Here is a 23,431-nt window from a genome sequence, read left to right as displayed (position 1 = left end):
CGTCATCAGTCATAAAATACATCACCATTTATCCCCCTTCTAGAAAACCGTATTTCCCCTATGGTTGAGGAACTCCCCATTGCTATTTTCTGAGCTGGCTCTCCATGAACGGGTGCAAAAAGCACTCTCTGAACTCGGGTTTGAACAGGCCACCCCGGTTCAGGAACACACCCTGCCCCTGGCCATGACCGGCAAGGATCTGATGGTCAGCGCAGAAACCGGCAGTGGTAAGACCGCAGCGTTTCTGCTGCCCATGCTCAACCATATGCACACCACCCCTTCGCCCAAAACCAGCACCCGGGCACTGGTGCTTGTGCCTACCCGGGAGTTGGGCCTGCAGGTGTTAAAAGAGTGTGAAGCACTGGCTCGCTATACCTACATCAAGGCAGGGCTGATCGTTGGTGGTGAGGACTACCGCCATCAGGTGAACACTCTGCGCAAAAACCCGGAGATCCTTATTGCCACCCCCGGCCGCCTGATTGAGCATATAAAAAACGGCAACCACGATTTCAGCGACCTGGAATACCTGGTACTGGATGAAGCGGACCGTATGCTGGATATGGGCTTTGGTCCCGATGTTTTGAGCATCGTGGAAGAGTGCCATGGCGAACGCCAAACGTTCCTGTTCTCAGCAACCCTGGAAGTCCGGGGCCTGGGTGAAATGGCCTACCGGGTATTGAACGATCCTGCCCGTCTGAAGTTGAACTCTGTCCGGGAAAAGCACGCCAATATCCACCAGCAGATTATTCTCTCGGACGATACCGCCCATAAAGAAAAACAGCTGATCTGGCTGCTCCGGAATGAAACCTATGACAAAGCCCTGGTGTTCACCAATACCAAAGCCCGGGCTGAGGAGTTTGTCGGCAAAATCCGGGTTAAAGGCCTGAAGGTCGGCGTACTCCACGGGGATATGGACCAGCGGGAGCGCAAGCACGTTATGCGCCTGCTGCTAGATGGCAAGATCAACATTCTGATTGCTACCGATGTCGCAGCCCGAGGCCTGGATATCAAAGGTGTGGAACTGGTTATCAACCTGGAAATGGCCCGTAACGGTGATGACTATGTCCACCGGATTGGCCGTACCGGACGTGCCGGAGAACAGGGGCTGGCCATCTCCCTGATTGGGCCGGACGAATGGAACCGGATGTCGAGTATTGAACGCTACCTCCGGCTGCGGTTTGAGAAACGCACCATCAAAGAACTGCCGGGCAGCTATAAAGGCCCCAAAAAGCTGAAAAGCTCAGGCAAAGCCGCAGGCAAGAAAAAACCGGCCGGTAAAAAAGGCGTTGGTAAAAAACAACCGGCAGATAAACAACGTCACCGGGAGCAGACGAACGTGGGCAAACGTCGTACACCGGCGGCCAAAGCCAAACCCGCCACTGCAACCACCACCTCAACCGATTCCGGTTTTGAACCACCCAAGCGCAGGAAGTAATACATCACATGAGCAATAACCTACCTTTTTCCGCTCTTGGGCTGGATGAGTTGCTGCTTCAGGCAGTCAACGAAGCTGGCTACCAGAATCCTACCCCGATTCAGGCCAAAGCGATTCCCATGGCTTTAACTGGCCGTGACCTGATGGCATCTGCCCAGACCGGCACCGGTAAAACCGCCAGTTTCACCTTGCCAATCCTGCACCGGCTGGCACAGATGAGAGCCAGCAAAGCCATCCGCGCCCTGGTGCTGGTCCCTACCCGGGAACTGGCCATTCAGGTTGACAATAGTTTTCAGACCTATGGCAAGTACACGGCTATCAAGACAGCTGCCGTTTATGGTGGCGTAGATATTGACGATCAGTTGCAGGTTCTGAAAGAAGGCGTTGATGTCCTGGTGGCGACGCCGGGTCGCCTGGTGGACATGATCAACCGGAAGCATATCCAGCTTGACAGTTTGAGAATACTGGTGCTGGACGAAGCCGACCGTATGCTGGACCTGGGTTTCCGTGACGATATTCAACGCATTGTGCAAAACGCGCCGACAAAACGTCAGAACCTGTTGTTCTCTGCCACCTTTTCCAAAGACATTAAACAGCTGGCCCATGACTTCATGCGCCATCCGGTCAAGATTGAACTGGAAATCCCCAATTCTGCCGCTAATACCGTGTCCCAGTCTTTCTACCCGGTGGACCAGCAGGACAAACCGGAGATTCTCAGCTATCTCATCCATGGTGGTCGCTGGCAGAAAGTGCTGGTGTTTGTCCGCACCAAAAAAGCCGCCAACAAGGTTGCCGAGTTGCTGGCAGAAGACGGCATCAATGCCCAGGCCATTCACAGCGATAAAAGTCAGTACCTGCGTATTCGCACACTGGAAGATTTTAAGGATAACTATTTTGATGTTCTGGTAGCGACGGATGTGGCCGCCAGAGGCCTGGATATCGAACAGCTGCCGCTGGTCATCAATTATGACCTGCCCAAAGTTCCCCAGGACTACGTGCACCGCATTGGCCGCACCGGCCGCGCCGGACAAAAAGGCAGGGCTATCTCCCTGGTGAACCCGGAAGAGAAAAAGTTATTGGCCGGTATCCAGCAGCTGATCAAAAAACCACTGGAAATAGAGCCTCTCCCCTACTTCGAAGATGGCGAGGTGCGTCCTGCTGAGATTGAGGAGCCCGTCAGTAAAACCCGAAACAAGCGAAGCAAACCTGATCTGAAAACAGGAAAGCCAGCGATAAAACAGCGTTCGGGTAATAAATCACGGAATGGCAGCACCAGAAAGCCTTCAGTTACTGCGCCAAAGAAAAGGCCTGCTGTTTTCTCCGGGAAAAAACGGAAGTCCTGACCAGGCCGATTCATTTCAGCCGGATGAAAAGCAATAAGCCGGGAATACCCTGCCTACCGGATATTCCCACCGTAGAAAGCGGGTGACAAAGGTCGCATACAATGGAAGATATTATTGAAGAACTGCGGGAACGCTCTCTGGATGTGTCAGTCCCACTGGAACTGCCGGATGAAGACCAGCTGGTTGAAGTGGAAGAACAGATTCTGATTCCCCTCCCCTACGAGCTCCGGGAGTTTCTGCTGCACGTCAGTGATGTTATTTATGGCTCTATTGAACCAGTGACGGTTACCGACCCCCAATCTCATACTTATCTGCCGGAAGTCGCGGCCAATGCCTGGGCTGAAGGTCTGCCGAGAGAGCTGATCCCCATTTGTGAATGCAATGGTGAGTACTATGGCATTTCCGAAGAAGGAGAAGTGGTTCGCTGGGCTGACGGTGAAGTGACTGACGACAGCTGGCCATCAATCTGGTTATGGGCCCGGGATATCTGGCTGGAGAGCTAATGTCTAAACGAATTCTGATCATTATGGCCATGGCAGCGGAAGCCCGGCCAATCATCGATCAACTCGGACTGCACGAACTGCCCGCCAATCCGCAGTTGCAAAGTCACTTTCCCCGCTTTCAGGGTGAGTTTGCCGGTAAGGAGATCGTTATCTCTCTGAATGGCAAATCCACTGAGTACGGTGTCGACAGGATAGGCACCGAATTTGCCGCGCTGAATACCCAGTCCGCCATTGTGGAGTTTGCTCCGGACCTGATCATTAACGCGGGCACCTGCGGTGCTTTTTCAGCCGATGCTGATATTGCAGATATCATCACTTCCGAACAGCCGGTGGTTTACCATGACCACCGGGTCCCCCTGAAAGGCTTTGACCGTTTTGCCATGGGGGCTTATCCAACCGCCTATTGCCCCGAATACTTTCAGGGTATTGAGCATAAGTCTGGAGTGATCACCACAGGCAACTCCCTCGATATGCCGGATATCGACAGGCAGTGGATTATGCAAAACCAGGGAATGGCCAAAGAGATGGAGTGTGCCGCTGTTGCTGCAACCGCTCATCTTTACGGTATCGACTTCCTGCCGATCAAATCCGTGACAGATCATATCGATATCGAACTGGATAATGTTGAACAGTTTCTGAACAACCTGAGCAAGGCCAGCCAAAAGCTGAGCGAAACCTTGATCAGGGTATTAACCAATATCAAGTAAAACCGGGCTGCCGACGGCAGCCCTTTTCAATAATGCCTTTGCGGATCGAACCACAAGCCTTTCATCTGTCGTCTGAGATTCAGTTCGGTTAAAAAGGTCAGCGCATCCTGAACCCTTTTTTCTCCAGAAACGCCCTCATATGAGGCCGGGATTCTTTACCCAGCAAGGCCGACATCTCCTGAGACCAGACCCGATCCAGCTTGCCTCCGGTCCGCCGCTGGTAATAAGCTCTCATAGTTTCATCATATTCAGCCACCAGCGCCTTATTCACAGGCTGGTAATGTTCTTCCATCAGCACCGCTTCCAGCGGCAGTCTGGGTTTACACTCCGGATCCTGATCCGGGTATCCAAGGCAGAGGCCAAAAACGGGGTAGACATGTTCCGGCAACGCCAGCAAATCACTGACCTGTTGCGGGTCATTGCGCAGGCCTCCGATATAGCAGATACCCAGCCCTGCTGACTCAGCAGCGACCACTACGTTCTGGGCAAATAGAGCTACATCAACCGTGGCAATAATGAAATGCTCGGTCATCCCGTCCGCCATGGTTTTGCCCGACTGGTCACAGCACCAGCCGGAACGATACAGGTCGGCACAGAACACCAGAAACTCAGCCGCCTGCTGCACATAGGTCTGGCCACCCGCCAGATCTGCCATGGCTTTGCGGGTTTCAGGGTTTCTGACCCGAATAACACTGACACCCTGCAAATTGCTGGATGTGGCGGCACTTTGGCCTGCGCTGATCAAGTCTCTTAGCAAGGGCTCTTTGATCGGCTGTTCCGTGAATTTGCGAATGGAGCGGTGTGATTGTAGTAGTTCAATTACAGGTTGGGTCATGGTGTTATTCTTAATCTTGCCATTATTATTCTGCACTATTGTAGCCTTGGCTGGATTTTTCAAGGCTGCCTGCCTCTGCTAGACTTCCTTTCCCGGATCTGGCTCCGGATTTACGCTCCGGACCGCTGACCAAGGACAATAAAGACAATGAGACTCTCTCCTCCAGAAAACGCTCAAACAGACGCTCGTATCGTGATCTGTGCCCTCTATAAATTCGTTACCCTGAAGAACTTCACCAGCCTGCGGGAACCCCTGCTCAGAACCATGGAAGCAAACCATATCCGAGGGACGCTGCTGCTTGCCCGGGAAGGCATTAACGGCACCGTGGCCAGCACCCGGGAAGGCATCAATGCGCTGCTGGCCTGGCTTAACCGGGATACCCGTCTGAACCCCATTGAATACAAAGAGTCCCTCAGTGAATCCATGCCGTTCAAAAGAACCAGGGTCAAACTCAAAAAAGAGATCGTCACCATGGGAGTGGAAGACATTGACCCACAAAAGGCCGTCGGGACCTATGTGGAACCGGCAGACTGGAATAGCCTGATCAGTGATCCACAAGTCCTTGTGGTGGATACCCGTAACGATTACGAAATTCAGGTGGGCACCTTCAAGCACGCCATCAATCCAAAGACAGATTCCTTCCGGCAGTTTCCGCAATACGTTGATGCCAACCTGAATCCTGAGACTCATAAAAAGGTGGCCATGTTCTGCACTGGCGGCATACGCTGCGAGAAGTCCACGGCCCTGCTCAAAGAAAAAGGCTTTGACGAGGTTTACCATCTGAAAGGCGGCATCCTGAAATACCTGGAAGAAGTACCAAAAGCGCAGTCACTCTGGGAAGGTGAATGCTTTGTCTTTGATGAACGGGTGACGGTGAATCATGACCTTGAGCCGGGCTCCTACGACCAGTGCAACGCCTGTCGTTTACCCATTACACAAGCCGATAAGCAAAGTGATATGTACCAGCAGGGTGTCAGCTGCCCGCACTGTTTTGATCGGCTGACTGAACAGCAGAAAGCACGGTTTTCGGAGCGTGAAAAACAGATGCAGTTGGCCAGGGCACGAGGTGAAGCCCATATGGGCGCAGAAGTTGCCAAGACCGTTGTCCATCGTCGTCAATTAAAGAAAGACGAACGCAGGCAACAGCAACTGAGAACCCGGGCAGGCAAAGTTAAATAGCTGAGCTATGTTTTAACTACAGCCATGGGCCAGGAGGCTGACCGAGAATAGACTGCCCTACTGCGGTGGCAACAAATTGGTCTAAAAAGTCGGAAATTTTTAGCAAATAGAACCACTATTCACTAAAAATTTCCGACTTTTTATCCTCAATTTTCTGCCATCCTCGCTACGGGGTCGCCTAGACGAGCGCTATTCTCGGTCAGCCTCCCAGTTGTATTTTTTCATCAGCTGACTTGAACGGAGCGTCGCCATGGAACTCGAAACCCCCGAGAACCTCAACCCTTTTATCCTTCTGGGCATTGTCAACGAAAAGCTAAGGCTTACCTGCAACTCACTGGATCAGCTGGCCGATGAGATGGACATGAGCAAACAGGAGATCGAAAGCCAGCTTCATAAAATCCGTTTTCATTATCAGTCGATCAATAATCAGTTCGTTCATGACTGACCGGTAGGAGGCTAACCGAGGGTCTGTTGAACTGGTAACAAAAACATCAACAGACCCTAAACAAAATATTGCCACACCTGCTTTACCGATAAAGTTCCTCCCCGTACCGCATGAACCAGCAAAATAGCAAACCCCAGGGTCATCAACGGTAACAGTGGGCGCTTTTCCTCCTGGAAAAAATACCAGCCAGCCCCCATTAAACAGAGTGCCATTATCATCAGCCGGGCATCCACAGGTTCACCGGAAACCACTTCCATAAAGATCGCCAGACAACCAATCACATTGGCAATTAACCAGATGGGCGACAGCATCCCGATACTGCCCAGCAACGGAAACTTGATCAGTGCGCCACCGGTCCAGGCTTTGGGTTGCAGATCCGACGACAGGTGAAAGGCAATTCCCAGGGCCAGACCTGCGGCAATGGCTGAAAAACCGAAAACCCAAATCACCAGCGCAGGAATACAGGAATGGGTTATTGCTGAGCGGTGGGACAGCCCCGGTATCAATAAATCCAGATCCGGCAATCGAATGCCGGCAATCAGACCGGCCAGGAAAAACAGAACATCTTCCATGAAAGCCATAGTGGGCCAAAATGAGCAAAGCTCTCTGGCTGCCAGAACCAAACCCGCCAACAGAGAAGCCTTCAGCGGTGTCCTATACAACTTCATAGATCACAAAACAGACTATAAAACAGGGGGCGGACTATACCGTTTTAGTAGTAGTAAGCCTAGTACACCATTTCGATAAGCTTGGTGTGTAATCTCCGCTCAGGACGAACGGAGTTTGGGCGTCATTGATAGAGGGAACCCGTCATATACATTGAAACCGTGTACTGGAGCCAACGCCTTAACTGACTGTTTATAGTTGAAAAAAACATCACCAAACAGAGCTTCCAGAGCTTTTCTTCCGGTATTATTTGAAAGCGGGTCATATAAAATTCAAAACACCATTCTACCGCACCATTTGCTTTCAATCCTGCGCAGGTAATACACTCCCCCCACTATTTTATGCACTAGCGTTGATGACTGATGACCTACAAACTCAACGATAAACAGTTCGAATCCATTCAGAAGCTGGCTGACCATGAGCGTTATGATTACTTTCTGAAAAAAGTGGCGGACTGGGAAGAGATCTGGAGCCTGCACAGCCCGGAAGGTTGGGTAGAGCTGTCATCCAGTGATGGTGAAGAGTGTCTGCCCATCTGGCCACACCCTGATTTCGCCAAAGCCTGGGCAGTGGATGACTGGTCAGACTGCCAGCCAAAAGCCATCAACCTGGAAGTGTGGCTGGAGCGCTGGACGCCCGGCCTGGAGCGGGATAACACCATGCTGGCCGTGTTCCCGGTTAATGAAGAAGAAGGGCTTGTTGTGACACCTTCTGAACTGCATGAAGCCATTCTTGGCGAGTTGGAGCAGGGATAAGAGTTATCCTCTTTTAACCATACTCTTTTAATCACAGAGGCACAGAGACGCTAAGGATTATGGTCTTTTATCTGTGCCGCTGCTGTGTGTGACCAGTCAACAGTTCCACTTACTCAATGCGCCATATGCTGGCCTTTGATCTCATCCGTGGCATGAGCAACCACTGTCTTCTGATCACCATTACTGAAAGTGATCGTCACCGGCACGTCACTGTTTTTGGCTATAGGTTTGTTAAGGCCCATCAACATAACATGATAGCCACCGGGCTTTAGCTCCAACCTGTCGCCCGGGTTGATGGTAAGGTTATCCACACGGCGCATTTTCATCATGCCATTGTTCATTTCTGTGGTATGGAGTTCTGTTTTCCTGGCAACAGGGCTGCTCAATGAGCGAATCTGTACGGCCTGATGAGAACCATTGTAGATGGTCATATAAGCAGCTGATGAGGACATACCCGGCTTGGTTGCACGGGCACTGGCATTCAGTAACTGCAACTCTGGTTCAGAGTGCTCTTTTAAGTGAGCGTAGGCATGACTGTGCCCGCCCTGTGCAGCCATTGCAATGTGCGCAGTCAATAGCATCATCAGAGCCATCGTACTATGTACGATTGTTCCCATAACCCTGACTACCCTGGTATACATAATCGTTCCGCTTTCCATTAATCAACTCCACTATTCATTAGAAGTATTATGGGAGGATAGCAATCTGCTGTGAGTTTGCTTCTAAAGGGTCCAGTTCAAAAAGAACATTATATACCGCTTCTCTGGTTTCCATTTTCAGCCTGGCGATCCAGACCATTTTGCGGCCAGTGGTACAAAAAGTGATATTGCCGGTACCAGTATACAGGTCAGCGTCTGCCGAATGTCCAGATTGTTTCTGTAAATTGAATGGCATCAACCCCATGGGCATATCACGCCCAACAAATTCCATGCTGACTTTTTCAGCAGCAAGCCCTGAAACTTCTGCCCTGATAGCCAGTGGCTGCCCCGTCGGCATGGACGCCGGCAAAATATTAAGCATGATCGAACCATTCCCTACCCTGCTCTGACACCCTTTGAACGTGTTGCAATAAGCAACCGTTTGAAACCTCTGTTTATCGACGGAATTTTCACTCTTGTTCAACAAGCGGGATCCGTAAAATACCAACAGTAAGCCAAGTAATAATGCTAACGGAAGGAGAAACCGGGATAAGTGCCTTGACAGTTTTTTCATCATTATTTGGATCAACATTTACTTGCAGGCGGGCATTATAGGCTTTTTACTAACGGAAAACAGAAGAACATTCTCCTGAAATTCATTTTTAGAGGAAAAATCAGCTGTGACAAAAGAGAACGATACGCTGTCTCTGTTCGACAGCCATTGCCATCTTAATTTTTCAGTCTTTGATAAGGACCGTTTACAGGTGTTGAGTCAGGCAGAAAAGGCAGCAGTCAGTCATATCTGCATCCCTGCCACTCAACAGGTGGAATGGCCTTCCCTGATTAATGAGTCAGAATTACTGTCGCAAGTGAGTCCCGTAAGTATCGTAACGGCCCTTGGTCTGCATCCCTGGTTTATTTCTGAACATCATCCCGAACATCTGAATGTATTGGATACGCTATTACAACAACGTCCCGCCGGGGTCGTTGCCATAGGGGAAACCGGGCTGGATTTTTTTGACCGGAACATGACTCCCCAGACAAAGGCCAAACAACTCGAGCTGTTTACTGGCCAGGTTGAACTGGCCTGCCTGCACCAGATGCCACTGATTATTCATGGCCGGAAAAGCCATGATGACATTTTGAAAGTACTGCGACGATGCAAACCGGAGCGGGCCGGAATTATTCACGGGTTTTCCGGTAGTGAACAACAGGCCGGAGAATATTTGAAGTTAGGCTTTAAGCTGGGATTTGGTGGCGGTATCACCTACCCGAGAGCCCGTAAAACACGACACCTGGCAGCAACTGCGCCAATCGACAGTATTGTGCTTGAGACAGACGCTCCGGATATGCCATTGAATGGCTATCAGGGACAGAGAAATGAGCCGGGAAGAGTGAAACTGGTGGCTGAGTGTCTGGCGGAGCTAAGAGGAATGTCTTTGCCGGAGGTGGCAGAAGCCACCTCTCATAACTGTCGTACGCTATTCAGAATATGATGGTTAAGTAGCTAACCATATGAAATCATATATTTCTGACTCCTTGTGCCAGCACTCTGCTTCGTTACAACTCCGGTCACATAGCTACGGCTATGCTCCCTCCGTTGTGCCTCGCATAGTACCGGCCCAAGTAGCCAGAAATATTCGATTCCATATGGCCAGCTACTTAAGCACCGTCGGCGGCTTCAGCTTCCAGCAGCTTGTTCTTACCGATATTGATTTTTCTTGGCTTCATCGCCTCTGGAATTTCACGTTCCAGATCAATATGCAGAAGACCATTATCCATGGTCGCACCGGTGACACGGACGTAGTCGGCCAGCTGGAAACGGCGCTCAAAGTTACGCTCGGCAATGCCCTGGTAGAGGTATTTTCGCTCTGTATCGTCTGGCGTTTTCTTGCCCTGGACAATCAGTACACCCTCACGGCTTTCTATTTCCAGTTCATCTTCGGCAAAGCCGGCCACCGCCATGGTGATACGGTATTCGTTCTCATCCAGCAGTTCGATATTGTAAGGAGGGTAGCCATTATTTCGGGTTGTCTGGGAATGCCCGGCATTCATGGACTCCAGAAGGTGAGCCATCCGGTCAAAGCCGATCGCAGAACGGTACAGGGGGGTGAAATCAAAATCAAAGGTACGCATGGTCATATCCTCAATAGAGCAATATGTTGATCAAATCGGCTTTTCATTATGAACAAGCCTTGGTTGACAGTGCTGCTTTGAGCCACTGTTAAGTAGCTAACCATATGAAATCGTATATTTCTTACTCCTTGTGCTGGCACTCTGCTTCGTTACAACTCCGGTCACATAGCTACGGCTATGCTCCCTCCGTTGTGCCTCGCATAGTACCAGCCCAGGTAGCCAGAAATATTCGATTCCATATGGCCAGCTACTTACCGCTAATATATGTACGTTTAATTCGATTCCAACCCCTGCGTGTTATTTTTTTTAAAAAATATCCAGGTGGTAATCCAGCATCCGGTCACCATCGAACAGATAGCGTCCTTTGAACCTGTTCCCCTTCAGCATTTCAGGTAGCCAGATAATGTCGTCTGCCCACATTTCTTCATAGGGGATCTGATCAAGGGAGAACCACAGCGGTATGGCCTCATCCGTCTCTTCCGGTAAGCCGGTAAAATCCCTTGCCACATAGGTATGCACATGAATAGAGTAGCCATCGGTAAACTGGAAACAGCTCTCTCCACAGAACTCAGGATTCACCGGGGTGATGCACAGCTCCTCCTGCACTTCGCGGATCGCGCACTCCAGCAGAGATTCACCGGGCTCAAGTCGCCCTCCCGGCCCATTGATTTTTCCGGCCCCCAGGCCACGCTTTTTACGAATCAGCAGAATTTGCCCATCCTTGATAACAAATGTCAGCGTAGCGGGGTCTTTGGCCTGCCAGGAGCTCCAGTCAATATCCTGCAATGATTGCATCAATCAATTCCTGCTTAAAGATAATTAACATACCTCAGCTTCGCGTTGGGAGGCAGCATTATTGATAATGGTTTTGTTTATGGGGATTAGCGCTTTTCTGCGCTAGTCTTGCATTGGTAAGGAAGCCGGAAGGTCATGCAACAACGGCGATAACGCGATGCCTGACAGCCAGGAGGCACTTAATTGTCTTTGTCTAATCCTGGAGTTTAACAATGAATCCAATTCATTCAGAGTTGTTGCCCGGTTCTTTGCCGGGCCCTCCGTTAGCAGCGAGTGCTCTGCCCGAGTCAGCTCCTGAAGAATGCGTTGTATGCAGGGAACCATTGTTCAATGGACGGTCTGTTGTGATATTGCCATGTCAGCACAGATTCCATAACGCCTGTAATGATGCCTGGATTGATGGTCGCCAGCTGGGTGACTGGACTTGCATCCTTTGCAATACAACGCCCAAAACTCTTGATATTGTTGCTTTGAATGATAACCGATACGCCTCTCTGGCACACAGTTCTGAAAACCTGAAACTGCAGCTGTTCAAAGCTTGTCAGGACGGAAATGTCGCTACCGTGATCGGTGCGGTGGAGAAGGACCCATCGCTTATTACCGGAACCATCAAGCTTGAGGACCTTAAGGGACACTACGGGCCCATTCATGTTGCCTCCCTCTATGGGCATCTGCCGATTGTCGAGTTTCTACTTACCCGGGAGGTAGATATTAATTTGCCAGAAGAGGACGGTATACTTTCTCCAATTGAACTGGCTGCCAGAGAAGGCTTCGTGGAGTTGGTCAGCTGTTTGACTAAGCGCGATGCCAAAGATTTAAATTCAGCACTCTTGCTGGCCACTCATTATGGCCACGTCAATGTGGTACGGAAATTGATCGATAACGGAGCTGACATTAACCATGTGCACGAGGTGATTTTGGGTAACAAGTTAATCCGGTATACCCCTCTTGTCAGTTCTGTTACTTCGAAGTCTGCTGCACAGCTGGTTGAATTGTTAATATCGAAAGATGCCAAAGTCACTGATGAGGCACTGTGGGTTGCTGTTGGACTTGACAAGCTGGATATCGTTAAACTCTTGATCACCCATACCGATGTCAACGCCATGGATGGGTGGATAATCTGTGCCGCAGCCAGATTTAATCGACTGGAGATCGTCAAGGTGTTACTTGCCAGCGGTGCCGAGATTGATAAGCCATACGATATTGGGACTGCTCTTGGGTACGCAGCGGAATACGGTTGTGTTGATATGATTCATTTACTGGCAGATGCTGGTGCCAGTCTGGAATCCACGGTACTGTCTAATGGCAAAAGAAGCCTCAGTCCTCTGTGCATTGCTACTTATGCCAGGCAGCAGGACTGCATCAAGGCGCTTATCGAGCGGGGCTCCGGGATTGATAACGCCGATTTTCGAGGTCTTACACCGCTGACCCAGGCCATTCTCTCCAATAATTTCGCCCTGGTCAGAGAGCTGATTGAGCGTTTCCACGCGTCGGTGAATTGTTCTCCAAATTATTCTATACACTGGGCAAATTTAATACCCCATGAGTTATTTAGGCGCAGGGAGCAGTTTGTTATCTCTCCTCTGGCATTTGCCGTACTTGGTGGTTCGATTCCAATCACCGATTTTCTGATTGATTCCGGCGCAGAGGTTAATGCCCTTCAAGGATTGGCACTGCGACTGGCAATTGTACATGACAATGCCGGGATTTTATTGAAGCTGATTCATGGCGGTGCTGACCTTTGTGGTGTTTTTGATAACGGAGAGACGCCTCTGGCATTAGCAAATCGTCTGAAACGTTCGACTTTGGTTATGGAACTCTTGAGTCATGGGGCACCAGCTTCTGAAATCAGTCTGGCAGCGGATTTTCGAGATTTGAGCATTGTTTAAGTGCTGAAATTTGCAAGTCAGGCCTGTCATTTCTGTGATTTCTTCCTATTTTAACCTGATGCCAATAGAATGCAGCTCTCGACCACTGTTGTATAGGGTCTGAACAATGAACACTGACCTGCGTAAACAAATTCTGGATGCCTTCAATTTCCGGCACGCCTGCAAAAGCTTTGATGCCAGCCGGAAAATACCCGATGAGGATTTTAATTTCATTCTGGATGCCGGGCGCCTTTCTCCCAGCTCATTTGGTTTTGAACCCTGGAAGTTTCTGGTCATCCAGAATCCTGAGTTAAGGGAAAAGATCAAAACCGTCAGCTGGGGAGCCCAGGGACAGTTACCCACCGCCAGTCACTTTGTCATCATTCTGGCCCGCAAAGAAAATAGCATGCATTATGAGTCTGAATACATCCTGGACCATATGCGCAATGTTAAACAGCTACCTGAAGATGTTGTGGATATGATCAGCGAGTTCTACCGCGACTTTCAAAACAGTGACTTCCGGCTGACCGAGTCACCCAGGGCCATGTTTGACTGGGCCTGTAAACAGACTTATATCGCCCTCGGTAATATGATGAGCGTAGCCGCCCAGATTGGCATTGACTCCTGCCCGATTGAAGGTTTCAACCGTGACAGGCTGGAGCCACTGATGGCACAGGAGGGTCTGCTGGATAGCGGGGAGTTTGGCGTCAGTGTGATGGTTGCCTTTGGTTACCGGGAAAACGAGCCTTACCCGAAAACCCGCCACCGGCAGGGAGCAGTTGTCGAGTGGCATTAATACCCGGTCACTCAGCAAGTTCATTGAGGCATAACAGCGTCAGGCAGTTGCTCTCAAAGCCACCGGTATCAATAAAGTGGGTATTTCCCAGGGTAACCGGTTGATCAACAATGGTATGACCACAAAAGATGTGGTCAATACCGGCAACCACAGAATCATCCCCACTTTGAATCCGGGTCCTGGACCATTGCATCGCCCAGACCAGGTCCGGATCAGATGCTATTTTCTCCGGATTCCAGACCGGCAACGGGTACTCTGCATGGCAAATGGCCACCTGCCTGTTGCCAGGAAGATCAACCGAGATCAGAACCGGCTGTTCAGAAGCCATGTCCGCATACCTGTTCATTCTTTCTGATGAGACCTGCAGATGCCAGTCACCGCCACAAAGCACCCATTGGGCAATCTCATGGGCGGATGGGTGTCTGACCGTATCAATCATGCACTGCTCATGATTGCCTCGAACACAGTGGAACCATGGCTCCTCCATCAGAGAGAGGCACTTCTCGGAAGCGGGCCCCCGGTCGATCAGGTCACCACAGCTGAAACAACGATCCTTTTCCCGGTCAAAGCCGACGTTGACCAGTGAGGACATCAGGAGATCATACATGCCATGCAAATCACCAATAACAAAATCACGGCCAACGACATTCTGACGAAAATGCTGGTAAAACATAAATCCTCCCTGGATTTCTGATTAGCGTTCAGATGTGTACATCCACGTTTACGGTTTATCCTTCATTACCAGTTTAGCCACGCCATCATCAGAATTGATGACGGTGGTGAATTGCCGGTGACTGGTCAGAATGTTGTGCAGCATCGGCTCCCGGGCCAGCTCCCTGAACGACAAGGGCATATCAGCAGCTAACTGGCCTTCAGCCCTCATCTGTTCCGCCTGTTGATAAAACCTGAGCATCACTGGCAGCACTTTACGAATGGTTTCCGGCAACCCGGCAACAACAATGGCATTGGCATAAACGGCAGGCCCATAAGTTGCGGGCGGTGTAGCCAAAGCGGTTAAGTGCCGTTTGCTGTGCTGAATCCACTGTTTCTGCTGATCCTCTGGCAGACTTTTAAAGCTGGCGTATAACTCACTGCCTTCGGCCGGTGTAAACAACCTTGCAGTGGCCCCCAGGGAGGCAAGGGCAAGAAACTCATTGGGATTTCTGGTCAAAGTATTCAGTTGCAACCATTGCCCCCGCTTTTGCAGGTAGACCTGCATGGGGTTCAGCTTCGGCTCCCTGAACAGCCTGTCCAGCAGTAACTTCTGTTGATTCATGGACCGCCAGGTATTCTGGGTGAGATAAACAGAGCCTTTTGCCTCCAAATGGCCACGGAATCCGGCAATATTCACCACCCAATGGTCGTACCATAGATTCATATCATCGTGACTGATGCTCTTGTTCTGTATCCCGGTATTAAGCACGGTATACATGGACAAAGAGCCCTCGTTATACATCATATGGCGAAGGTGGCTATGGGGCAGATAGACAATTTCAAACAACCGGGCAGCTGAAGGGTGTTTGGTAATAATCGAGCGAGCCAGCGGGTAAATCTTCTCAGCATAGGGTGCTGTAACCGATAGAAAATCCACCGAATTTTCAGGAACAGGCTTAGCCAGAGCTTTAGCAGCGCGCTTACGTGCCTCCGGCGATAAAGTGACCGCATCCAGAATGGCTGTCGCCCGGAGAACTTCATAAGAGATAGCGTCCAGCCCCGCAATCTCCCTGGAAAGCTGCTGGAACGATGGCTCTGACAGCCTGGGAGTATCAGGGTCAGTCTGAGGTGCCACAAATGCCTTATAGGCCTCGTGGGAGCCATTTCTTAACAGCTGAAGGCAATATAATCGGGATAGTGCTCTGGACACTTCCCGATGGATTGCCGCCGATGACCACTGTGTAGATAACTCCGGTGTCACCACTGGATTAGCCAGCACCCATGAGAGTTGCTCTATTTGCTCCCGGGAAATCTCCAGCTGATCGGCAAAATGCTTGTGGATATACTTTTTAATGGGATCCAGCCGGTTTTCAGCCACAATCAACGGGCTAACCAACAGCAGAAGCACCAGCGAAACCCAGGAGAATGTCATTGTTTTCATAATAAGCTTTCTTTTCTGGAATTGTTGCCATGACTGGAAACCGTTGTGAGCAGACTTCCCGGGGATGAACACCCTATAAGGCGGCAAACTATGGAGGCCAGGGTCAACACCAATATCCGTATCCAATGCTCGCAGCAACAGGTCTCAGGAATGCTAAGAAAGATAGATGCTGATGGTTTAGTCAGCCACATGAAAGGAGCATTATTTCTTAAAGGTATAAGACCTCACCAAAGCCTGAGCTGTAACTCCAACACAACCACTGATTTTTTATTATTAGTCATATTGTTTTATTCGGCTGTCAAAACGGGGGCTATTCTTAATCGATGCTCCAAACCCGATTGGCATTGAACTCCATTGACAGGGGAGAAAACAGCCATGGCTGACCTCGACCTGGCAACCAGACTGGTAGACCAGTTTTTCTCAGAGATCGCTGACAGCTATTGCCGTAAGGATCTCGACGCAATCATCGGTCACTACCAACCCGATCCGGGTCTGCTTTTCTGGAACGCTGAAGGTGACACCATTACCTCTGTTGACCAGTTAACCCTCTGGTATGAAGAACTGTTCCGGCGATTTGATATCAAATCGGTCAATTTCCGGCTTGAAGAGATTTATGCGGATGAAAACACCATTGTTTCCGGGAGCCTGTGGGTACTGTCCACGCTGCGAAAAACTGGGGAAGAAAAGCCCGGGGAAGAAAAGCTTGAAGAAGAGCAGTCCCTGAGAGCCACTCACCTGCTTAAAAAACACGATGGCAGATGGCTTATCCATCACCTGCATGTTTCACCAACCCACTTTCTACCGGATTAATGACTCAAACAACGCCCAAACGATGCATTACCGCATCTTCCAGTCAATACAAGCTGGCATCTTCCATATCACTGGGTGGCATGCTGGAGATTTACGATTTCCTGATATATGGCTTGATGGCCAGCTATATTGCCGAGAACTTTTTTCCTGCTGAGGACCATATCACCTCATTAATCAACACATTTGCCACCTTTGCCATTGGTTACCTGACCCGTCCCCTCGGTGGTGTTGTCTTTGGCCACTTCGGGGACCGCTATGGGCGTAAAAAGACCTTTACCTTTTCCATCTTTCTGATGGCAGTATCCACCGCATTGATGGGCTGCCTGCCCGGATGGAACAGTATAGGTTCAGCAGCCCCCATCACGCTGATCCTGTTACGACTACTGCAGGGGTTCTCCCTGGGGGGAGAAATTCCGGGAGCCATCACTTATCTCAGTGAGACAACACCTGAAAGACGCGGGTTGGTGATCGGCATTCTGTTTCTGGCCATTATGATTGGTGTATCGTTCGGGACATTCGTGCATGGCATGCTTGAAATGTACCTTCCGGCAGAAGCCATGAAGGAGTGGGGCTGGCGTGTCCCTTTCTGGGTCGGTGGATCCCTCGGAATCATCAGCTATCACATTCGCAAACACTTCTCCGAATCCGGATTTTTCGAAGCACTGGACCAGACCAAAGCACAGGCTTCCATACCGATTGTTCTCCTTTTCACACAACATACCCGGGGGGTTATCTGCGGGCTCATGACCATTGGCCTGTGTGGATCAACCGTGACTATCTACAGCATTTACATGCCGGGTTTCCTCTCGTCGCTGCTGGGGTTTCCCAGGGAAGCCGTTGCCTGGCACACCACCCTGGCGTTTTTGATGCTATCGCCACTCTGTCTGATATTCGGGCTGCTGTCCGACCTGATGAATCACAAACTGATTCTGGGCATTATGGCCATTGTTGTCGCCACCACTTCCTGGCCAGCGTTTCAGTACTTCTCGTCACCGGACGCCGAACTGAATAAGATCCTGTTGATCTGTGGCCTGCTGGCAGCAACTGCATCGGGTGCACTGCCGCCATTGTTGATCAGTTTTTTTCCAACGGAGATTCGCTATACCGGCATTGCCACCTGCTACAATTTCGGGTTTGCAATTTTTGGCGGCATCGCCCCTTTTACCTCAACATTACTGGCTAAATACTCCAGTAATACCACGGGACCGGCTATCTACCTTTCTCTTATTGCTGTGATCAGCCTGATCGCCCTGTTTATTCCCTGGCCAAACGTTCAGCTGACAACGGACCAGTTCGATGAGGAAAGAAATCTTTAAGTCTGCCAGCCAAAATACATTTCCTTGAATCAGGGGATTGTGCGTCGAAACAATTTCTGGCCTGAAATGCAAAGCGGGTCAACGCACAGGCCATCCATTGATTTATTGTAATCATCAATAGCCAACAGGATAATTTCCTGTATAAATTAGCTTCAGATAACAAATGCAAGGCTTAATAATGAATGCATTGATTTGGTATAAAAGTTCGTTTTTTCCAGCGCTAACCCTATGCCTGTTGCCAATAGCGGCCTATTCTGATGCTTATAACGACTGTTTATACAAACAACTCAAAGAAGGTGCTGATTCACTGACACTGGCTGAAATCCGCCAGCAATGCCAGACAGTTGTCGCTGAAAGTACGGAAGACGCTGATAACGTCGTTGAACAGCGGTTACAGGAAGAAGAAGAAACTCTGGACAACCGGTTTGCCATCACACCTCACCGACCCAACTACCTGCTACCCATTTCCTACAATAAAAGCCCTAACCCAAGCCCCTTTGAAATCCGGAATATTGATGATTTCTCCAGTACCGAGATCAAGTTTCAACTGAGTATGAAAGCGCCCCTGGCCCAGGGAGTATTCAATGGTTACGGTGATATCTTCGTTGCCTACACCAACACCTCCTGGTGGCAGGCTTATAACAGTAACTCGGCACCCTTTCGGGAAACCAATCATGAGCCGGAAGTGTATATGGTTTTCCCCACCAACCATCAGCTCTGGGGATTTGAATTAAATGCGGTTTTTGCCGGGCTGACTCACCAGTCCAATGGTCGCAGCGGAGAACTTTCCAGAAGCTGGAACAGAATCTACGCACAGTTGGTTTTTTCCAGAGACAATGTTGTGGTGAGCATCAAACCCTGGTGGCGGATTCCGGAGCCGGAAAAAAAGCCCGGCCAGCAAAGCAGTTCCCGGGGGGATGATAACCCTGATATTGAAAAGTATATGGGCCATGGTGAGTTGCATCTGGGTTACCAGGTCCGGGAGCACAATCTTGGCATGACGTTAAGAAATAATTTGCGAAGTGATAACAAAGGTGCCGTTCAACTGGACTGGTCATTTCCAATTAACAAAAGATTCCGGGGTTATATTCAATACTTCAATGGCTACGGTGAAAGCCTGATTGATTACAACGATAGCGCTAATCGACTGAGCATTGGCGTCATGCTGACCGACTGGTTATAACCCCGGAAACAAGGGAAGCCCTGAACACTTCCCGTTAAATGTTTAAACTGCCGGACTGGTTTGTTGAAGATCCTGGCCTTTGCGGAACAGACCAAAACCCATCATGGCAAGTACCACAGCAAGAACCGGACTGAGCCAGTTTAAAAGAGCCCAGGGCGCATACTCAATAACGGCAACACCCAGCGTCGAGGCAAAAAACGCACCCCCGGTAGTCCAGGGTATAAGCGCTGTGGTGAGTGTCGCCCCTTCTTCCAGAGAGCGCGAAAGCACACGGCGATCTACGCCCTTTTGATCATAGGCTTCACTGAACAGCTGACCACCCAATATGATCGATATGTAAGCTTCCCCCATGGTCAGATTTCCCGTGAAGCAGGCAATAACGGTGGTCGCAACCAGAGTGGATGCCCTGGTTATTTTTATCACAATCGTTTGTATAAGCACCTGCAAAAAACGGCAACGCTCCAGAATACCACCCAATGCCAGGGCCATAAGAGATAATGACAGTGTCCACATCATTGAGGTGATACCCCCTCGTCCAAGCAATGCATCCAGGCTCTCCAGGCCAGTCGCAACCGTGCCGCCGCCATAAAGACTGTTAAGCACCGTGGGCAGACTCTGATCCTGCAGGACGATAGCCAGCACCACCGCAACAGAGGATGCCACCATCATGCTGGGCTCTGCGGCAACACGGGCCATACTGAGCAACAACATGGCGATCAGCGGTAACAAAGTCAGTGCATTGATCGTGAAGGTATCCTTTAAAGCCACTTGCATGGCGGACAACTGTTCAGCGGGCAACGGGTTCTCAGCGTAACCGAGCCCCATTAGCGAGAATATCACCAGGGCCAGCAGATAGGCCGGTCCTGTAGTAAACAGCATGCTCTGAATATGGGAGTAGAGATCAACTCTTGAGGTCATGGCAGCCAGGTTAGTGGTATCAGAAACCGGTGACATCTTGTCACCAAAGCAGGCACCTGAGATAACCATTCCGGCAACCAGGGGAGCGGGTATGCCCATGGTGGTCCCGATCCCCATCAGGACAACCCCCATGGTGCCAACCGTTCCCCAGCTGGTACCAGTGGCCAGGGACATCAGGCTACAGAGAAGCAACCCGGCAGGCAGGAAAAGCGCCGGACTGACAAATTCAATACCGTAGTAAATCAATGTTGCCAGCGTACCACTTTGAATAAACGCAGCGATCAGTACCCCGATCAGAATAAAAATATAAATCGCCGTCAGCGCTCCGCTAATCCCGGCATTCATGGCACCCCGAATGGCACGAAAGTCATAGCCAAGGGCAAAGGCACTGATGGAAGCGATCATCAGGGACAACAGAATCAAGCTGTGCAGGCTGGTTTCCAGAACAAAAAGCCCGACACTAATGACGCCAATGATTGCAGCAAGGGTGATAAAAGCATGGAGAAAACCGGGCTCTTTCCATGATGTTTCTGCCGAAGTCGATACAGCCAAACCAGAACTCCTTTGGATACTGGGCAAATAGCCAGATATAAATATTTATTTCCCAGTATGAAATTACGTTATTTTTAAGAATTTGATGGATTTATATCCCAATCAATCTATTTAGCAAGTGTAATGACAAAAATATTACTCTGCCGGACGATAATCGGGATCTCTTCAACAACCGTCAGGCGTGATGACTTATCCCCTGAGGCAGGCATCATCCATACCAACCTGGTCTCCCTGCGCTGGCGGCAGGGAGAGAAGGCTTCAGTGGATTTCCCTTGATGGCAACATCGGTTAACCCTCTTTAAGCCACCACCATTGCAGTACGATACAGTGCTGTTTTACATCAATGGTGGAACCATTCACGCCCCTGGCGAGTTGCCGCAAGTCAACACAGGGCCTGAGCTGGATTTTGCCTGGATCGCCACCCGAACAACATCCATTGTTATTGGCCTGAAGGATATCGCGTAGCCGTAACTGATAAGACTCATAAGTAATGTAAATATTGTTTTATTAATCAAGATGGTAAAATCATCGTTCAAATTTAGTGAAGTTATTAATTTTGGAGTTGAATATGTAATTTAAGAAAACCAAATTTAATATCACTTTTGTTGCCACCCTACTGGCCACTTCTTTCGATCCAGTTGATTCTGAAATGGCTCTTGAATCCAGGAGAAGGGAAGGCAATCCCCCTGACTAATAATGAAAAAATTATTTTTAGCATTGATGTTTTCGTCTTCTGTTTTTGCCCAGACACAAAGTCCAATTCACATTGGTGGCAAAGACAATATCGAAGAAGCGATTCGAATGACACGAGTCACAACAGTAGAGATCAAAGTGTCATCGATGTCGAAATCGTCTGACTATGAAATCACTGTAGATGGTGAAGTGATTGATACAACTGGAGTGATCCGGGCTCATTCCACCATGAAGATTGATGTACCTCTTATATTCAAAACATCAAATAAACCACAGAGGTTTCAAATCTGTTCTGTTTCGATCCCCGGTGAGAGTGATCTATTCAGGACTCGTGTTTGTACCAACGCTGATCTCGTATTCATTATTTGAGGAAATCATGAACATCAAATCCATTTTCGCTGCTACACTTTTCGTTTCTACTTCTGCAATGGCTCTTGATGATAATCAAATGCAGTTTTCTACTGACGTTGATCCAATGTATGGAATCGAAATTACCGATGCACAAGGTGCTCTTCGATTCAAAGGAGAAGCTGCTTCCAATCCAACGACATTCAAAGTTATTTCCAATACGGGAGAAACATTGACTGTCCGTGCCGAATTGGCATCCCTGAATACTCCATCGGGTCAACCTGTTAATGATCTTAAAGATGGTCTCTATATGGGTATTGGCTCAAATGCCCACAAGATAGCCGACGGTGCTGATTTCATCAATCTGAAATCAGACAAAGTGTATCCTGCTACAGCTCAGTTCGTGAATATCAAACGGACAGATGTCAAAGCAGGAACGTATGACGCGATCATCACTCTGACCGTTCAGCACAAGTAAGAGAGACAAATGAAGAAACTTATTACTATTGCCGCTATGACGCTTTCCATGCATGTATTTGCTGACTCAATTCGTACTGCTGATGGAATCTCCTGTTCTTTCGATGCTGATGATTCTCCATGGAGTATGGAGACCTATGCTGAAATGGGAAATGACGATTACGATAATCAGTATGAAAGAGGACACAACAATAGCGCAAGAGATAATAATAAGTTTGGTGTGAAGCTCGTGTATAAATTTGGCGGACCGGCGAGACTCCAGTGTAATGATCTTTATCAACTGGAGCTTCGAGATAAAGAAGCTCGTGTAAAGCAATTGGAAGCCAAACTCAAGATGTACGAAAAAGCTTCGAAACTGGCATGGAAATGATTTGTCAAACTAAAAAATAATTTATATTTCAACCAATTACCGCAAAACATTCCTCGCAAAAAAAACCTCCTGAAATGAACTATGGCTTGGCAATATTGTCAGACCCTGTAACCAGAGTGTTATGCAAAAACAAAGCCCCAGCCCTTACTATTTCGATCATTAAGGGATCACACCGGGAGAAGGAGTATGGAATTAACCATTAATCTCGAAAGCTATCAAAACTACACACTGATTATTCTGGATGGCGATCTTAATGCCAGTACCATCCAAATACTGGAGAATGCTGTAGAGAATGCAACCAGAATCGACACCAGCCATATTGTACTGGATTGCACGCTACTCAAAAGCATCAGTAGCGATGGGTTGCAATTACTCCTTCATTGTCAGGTACAGCTGGCAGGACATTTCTATCTCTCGCTTTATAACGTACCCAATAATGTTGCCTCACTGATGGAGTTATGCGGCATTACGTATTTCATCCAGATGAACACGCAGGAGCAGAATCAAAAAAAACAGTCAGCATCAGCCTGATCCATAAAGGCGGCACTAAAAAACAGTACCGCCTTTT

General features: G+C 49.3%; 27 protein-coding genes. 18 read left to right on the top strand and 9 right to left on the bottom strand.

Annotation, left to right across the window (positions count from 1 at the left end; genetic code table 11):
• Positions 1 to 79: 79 nt before the first annotated feature.
• The 4 genes from J7438_RS04740 (at position 80) to J7438_RS04725 (ending at position 3,988) form a co-directional block, all read left to right on the top strand.
• The gene (locus J7438_RS04740) at positions 80 to 1,435 is read left to right on the top strand and encodes a DEAD/DEAH box helicase (RefSeq protein ID WP_209275631.1); all 1,356 of its coding nucleotides are present in this window, start codon (positions 80 to 82) and stop codon (positions 1,433 to 1,435) included.
• A gap of 8 nt (positions 1,436 to 1,443) precedes the next feature.
• On the top strand, positions 1,444 to 2,778 hold the full coding sequence (locus J7438_RS04735; protein WP_209275630.1) for a DEAD/DEAH box helicase: 1,335 nt from the start codon (positions 1,444 to 1,446) through the stop codon (positions 2,776 to 2,778).
• A 101-nt stretch (positions 2,779 to 2,879) separates the two neighbouring features.
• A complete protein-coding gene (locus J7438_RS04730) occupies positions 2,880 to 3,281 on the top strand; it encodes an SMI1/KNR4 family protein (protein ID WP_209199853.1) in 402 nt (133 codons plus the stop codon).
• Positions 3,281 to 3,988, top strand: coding sequence for a phosphorylase family protein (locus J7438_RS04725; protein WP_209275629.1), 708 nt, complete (start codon positions 3,281 to 3,283; stop codon positions 3,986 to 3,988). Before J7438_RS04730 ends, J7438_RS04725 begins: the two co-directional genes overlap by 1 nt.
• Positions 3,989 to 4,085: 97 nt before the next feature.
• Here the strand turns inward: J7438_RS04725 and nfsA are convergent, their stop codons facing one another.
• On the bottom strand, positions 4,086 to 4,823 hold the full coding sequence (gene nfsA / locus J7438_RS04720) for an oxygen-insensitive NADPH nitroreductase (protein ID WP_209275628.1): 738 nt from the start codon (positions 4,821 to 4,823) through the stop codon (positions 4,086 to 4,088).
• A 147-nt stretch (positions 4,824 to 4,970) separates the two neighbouring features.
• On the opposite strand from nfsA, the gene trhO reads away from it, so the two are divergent.
• Both trhO and J7438_RS04710 read left to right on the top strand, forming a co-directional pair.
• Complete coding sequence (gene trhO, locus J7438_RS04715; RefSeq protein ID WP_209275627.1) at positions 4,971 to 6,002, top strand: oxygen-dependent tRNA uridine(34) hydroxylase TrhO; 1,032 nt, start codon at positions 4,971 to 4,973, stop codon at positions 6,000 to 6,002.
• Positions 6,003 to 6,252: 250 nt separating this feature from the next.
• Positions 6,253 to 6,447 (top strand): DUF4250 domain-containing protein, encoded by a 195-nt coding sequence (locus J7438_RS04710; protein ID WP_209199857.1) that lies wholly within the window; start codon positions 6,253 to 6,255, stop codon positions 6,445 to 6,447.
• A 56-nt stretch (positions 6,448 to 6,503) separates the two neighbouring features.
• Here J7438_RS04710 and J7438_RS04705 read toward each other — a convergent pair whose 3' ends face one another.
• On the bottom strand, positions 6,504 to 7,079 hold the full coding sequence (locus J7438_RS04705; RefSeq protein WP_209275626.1) for a hypothetical protein: 576 nt from the start codon (positions 7,077 to 7,079) through the stop codon (positions 6,504 to 6,506).
• Positions 7,080 to 7,475: 396 nt separating this feature from the next.
• Between J7438_RS04705 and J7438_RS04700 the strand changes: the two genes are divergently transcribed.
• On the top strand, positions 7,476 to 7,868 hold the full coding sequence (locus J7438_RS04700) for a DUF2750 domain-containing protein (protein ID WP_209199859.1): 393 nt from the start codon (positions 7,476 to 7,478) through the stop codon (positions 7,866 to 7,868).
• A gap of 113 nt (positions 7,869 to 7,981) precedes the next feature.
• On the opposite strand, the gene J7438_RS04695 is transcribed toward J7438_RS04700, so the two are convergent.
• Both J7438_RS04695 and J7438_RS04690 read right to left on the bottom strand, forming a co-directional pair.
• Entirely contained in the window at positions 7,982 to 8,485 is a 504-nt protein-coding gene (locus tag J7438_RS04695; RefSeq protein WP_209275625.1) for a copper chaperone PCu(A)C, read from the bottom strand.
• A 70-nt stretch (positions 8,486 to 8,555) separates the two neighbouring features.
• Positions 8,556 to 9,083, bottom strand: coding sequence for a hypothetical protein (locus J7438_RS04690; protein ID WP_209275624.1), 528 nt, complete (start codon positions 9,081 to 9,083; stop codon positions 8,556 to 8,558).
• 103 nt (positions 9,084 to 9,186) lie between these two features.
• Between J7438_RS04690 and J7438_RS04685 the strand changes: the two genes are divergently transcribed.
• Positions 9,187 to 10,002: a TatD family hydrolase gene (locus J7438_RS04685; RefSeq protein ID WP_209275623.1), complete on the top strand. Its 816-nt coding sequence runs from the start codon at positions 9,187 to 9,189 to the stop codon at positions 10,000 to 10,002.
• Between the two features lie 166 nt (positions 10,003 to 10,168).
• Here the strand turns inward: J7438_RS04685 and J7438_RS04680 are convergent, their stop codons facing one another.
• Together J7438_RS04680 and J7438_RS04675 are read right to left on the bottom strand one after the other, a co-directional pair.
• Entirely contained in the window at positions 10,169 to 10,642 is a 474-nt protein-coding gene (locus tag J7438_RS04680) for an Hsp20 family protein (RefSeq protein WP_209199863.1), read from the bottom strand.
• A gap of 306 nt (positions 10,643 to 10,948) precedes the next feature.
• Entirely contained in the window at positions 10,949 to 11,437 is a 489-nt protein-coding gene (locus J7438_RS04675; protein WP_209199864.1) for an 8-oxo-dGTP diphosphatase, read from the bottom strand.
• 212 nt (positions 11,438 to 11,649) lie between these two features.
• On the opposite strand from J7438_RS04675, the gene J7438_RS04670 reads away from it, so the two are divergent.
• Complete coding sequence (locus tag J7438_RS04670; RefSeq protein ID WP_209275622.1) at positions 11,650 to 13,326, top strand: ankyrin repeat domain-containing protein; 1,677 nt, start codon at positions 11,650 to 11,652, stop codon at positions 13,324 to 13,326.
• 106 nt (positions 13,327 to 13,432) lie between these two features.
• On the top strand, positions 13,433 to 14,101 hold the full coding sequence (locus J7438_RS04665) for an NAD(P)H-dependent oxidoreductase (RefSeq protein ID WP_209275621.1): 669 nt from the start codon (positions 13,433 to 13,435) through the stop codon (positions 14,099 to 14,101).
• 7 nt (positions 14,102 to 14,108) lie between these two features.
• Here J7438_RS04665 and J7438_RS04660 read toward each other — a convergent pair whose 3' ends face one another.
• Positions 14,109 to 14,774: a metallophosphoesterase gene (locus J7438_RS04660; protein WP_209275620.1), complete on the bottom strand. Its 666-nt coding sequence runs from the start codon at positions 14,772 to 14,774 to the stop codon at positions 14,109 to 14,111.
• 48 nt (positions 14,775 to 14,822) lie between these two features.
• Positions 14,823 to 16,196 carry a hypothetical protein gene (locus tag J7438_RS04655; RefSeq protein WP_209275619.1) on the bottom strand — a complete coding sequence of 458 codons (1,374 nt, stop codon included), beginning with the start codon at positions 16,194 to 16,196 and terminating at the stop codon, positions 14,823 to 14,825.
• A gap of 375 nt (positions 16,197 to 16,571) precedes the next feature.
• On the opposite strand from J7438_RS04655, the gene J7438_RS04650 reads away from it, so the two are divergent.
• The 3 genes from J7438_RS04650 (at position 16,572) to J7438_RS04640 (ending at position 19,505) form a co-directional block, all read left to right on the top strand.
• Entirely contained in the window at positions 16,572 to 17,006 is a 435-nt protein-coding gene (locus J7438_RS04650; RefSeq protein WP_209199869.1) for a YybH family protein, read from the top strand.
• On the top strand, positions 17,006 to 18,322 hold the full coding sequence (locus J7438_RS04645; protein ID WP_209275618.1) for an MFS transporter: 1,317 nt from the start codon (positions 17,006 to 17,008) through the stop codon (positions 18,320 to 18,322). Before J7438_RS04650 ends, J7438_RS04645 begins: the two co-directional genes overlap by 1 nt.
• Before the next feature lie 178 nt (positions 18,323 to 18,500).
• Positions 18,501 to 19,505 carry a phospholipase A gene (locus J7438_RS04640; protein WP_209199871.1) on the top strand — a complete coding sequence of 335 codons (1,005 nt, stop codon included), beginning with the start codon at positions 18,501 to 18,503 and terminating at the stop codon, positions 19,503 to 19,505.
• A gap of 42 nt (positions 19,506 to 19,547) precedes the next feature.
• Here the strand turns inward: J7438_RS04640 and nhaC are convergent, their stop codons facing one another.
• Positions 19,548 to 20,975, bottom strand: a complete 1,428-nt coding sequence (nhaC, locus tag J7438_RS04635) for a Na+/H+ antiporter NhaC (protein ID WP_209275617.1) — start codon at positions 20,973 to 20,975, stop codon at positions 19,548 to 19,550.
• Positions 20,976 to 21,287: 312 nt separating this feature from the next.
• Between nhaC and J7438_RS04630 the strand changes: the two genes are divergently transcribed.
• The 5 genes from J7438_RS04630 (at position 21,288) to J7438_RS04610 (ending at position 23,394) form a co-directional block, all read left to right on the top strand.
• The gene (locus tag J7438_RS04630; protein ID WP_209199873.1) at positions 21,288 to 21,440 is read left to right on the top strand and encodes a hypothetical protein; all 153 of its coding nucleotides are present in this window, start codon (positions 21,288 to 21,290) and stop codon (positions 21,438 to 21,440) included.
• Between the two features lie 231 nt (positions 21,441 to 21,671).
• The gene (locus J7438_RS04625; protein WP_209199874.1) at positions 21,672 to 22,037 is read left to right on the top strand and encodes a hypothetical protein; all 366 of its coding nucleotides are present in this window, start codon (positions 21,672 to 21,674) and stop codon (positions 22,035 to 22,037) included.
• A 7-nt stretch (positions 22,038 to 22,044) separates the two neighbouring features.
• Entirely contained in the window at positions 22,045 to 22,494 is a 450-nt protein-coding gene (locus J7438_RS04620) for a hypothetical protein (RefSeq protein ID WP_209199875.1), read from the top strand.
• Between the two features lie 9 nt (positions 22,495 to 22,503).
• On the top strand, positions 22,504 to 22,863 hold the full coding sequence (locus tag J7438_RS04615) for a hypothetical protein (RefSeq protein ID WP_209199876.1): 360 nt from the start codon (positions 22,504 to 22,506) through the stop codon (positions 22,861 to 22,863).
• A 186-nt stretch (positions 22,864 to 23,049) separates the two neighbouring features.
• Positions 23,050 to 23,394, top strand: coding sequence for an STAS domain-containing protein (locus J7438_RS04610; protein WP_209199877.1), 345 nt, complete (start codon positions 23,050 to 23,052; stop codon positions 23,392 to 23,394).
• Positions 23,395 to 23,431: the final 37 nt, after the last annotated feature.

This window comes from Thalassotalea sp. G20_0, from assembly GCF_017744175.1.
GTDB lineage: Bacteria > Pseudomonadota > Gammaproteobacteria > Pseudomonadales > Endozoicomonadaceae > Endozoicomonas.
The sequence above is the reverse complement of the archived record's forward strand: the minus strand, read 5'-3'. Positions and strand labels throughout refer to the sequence as shown.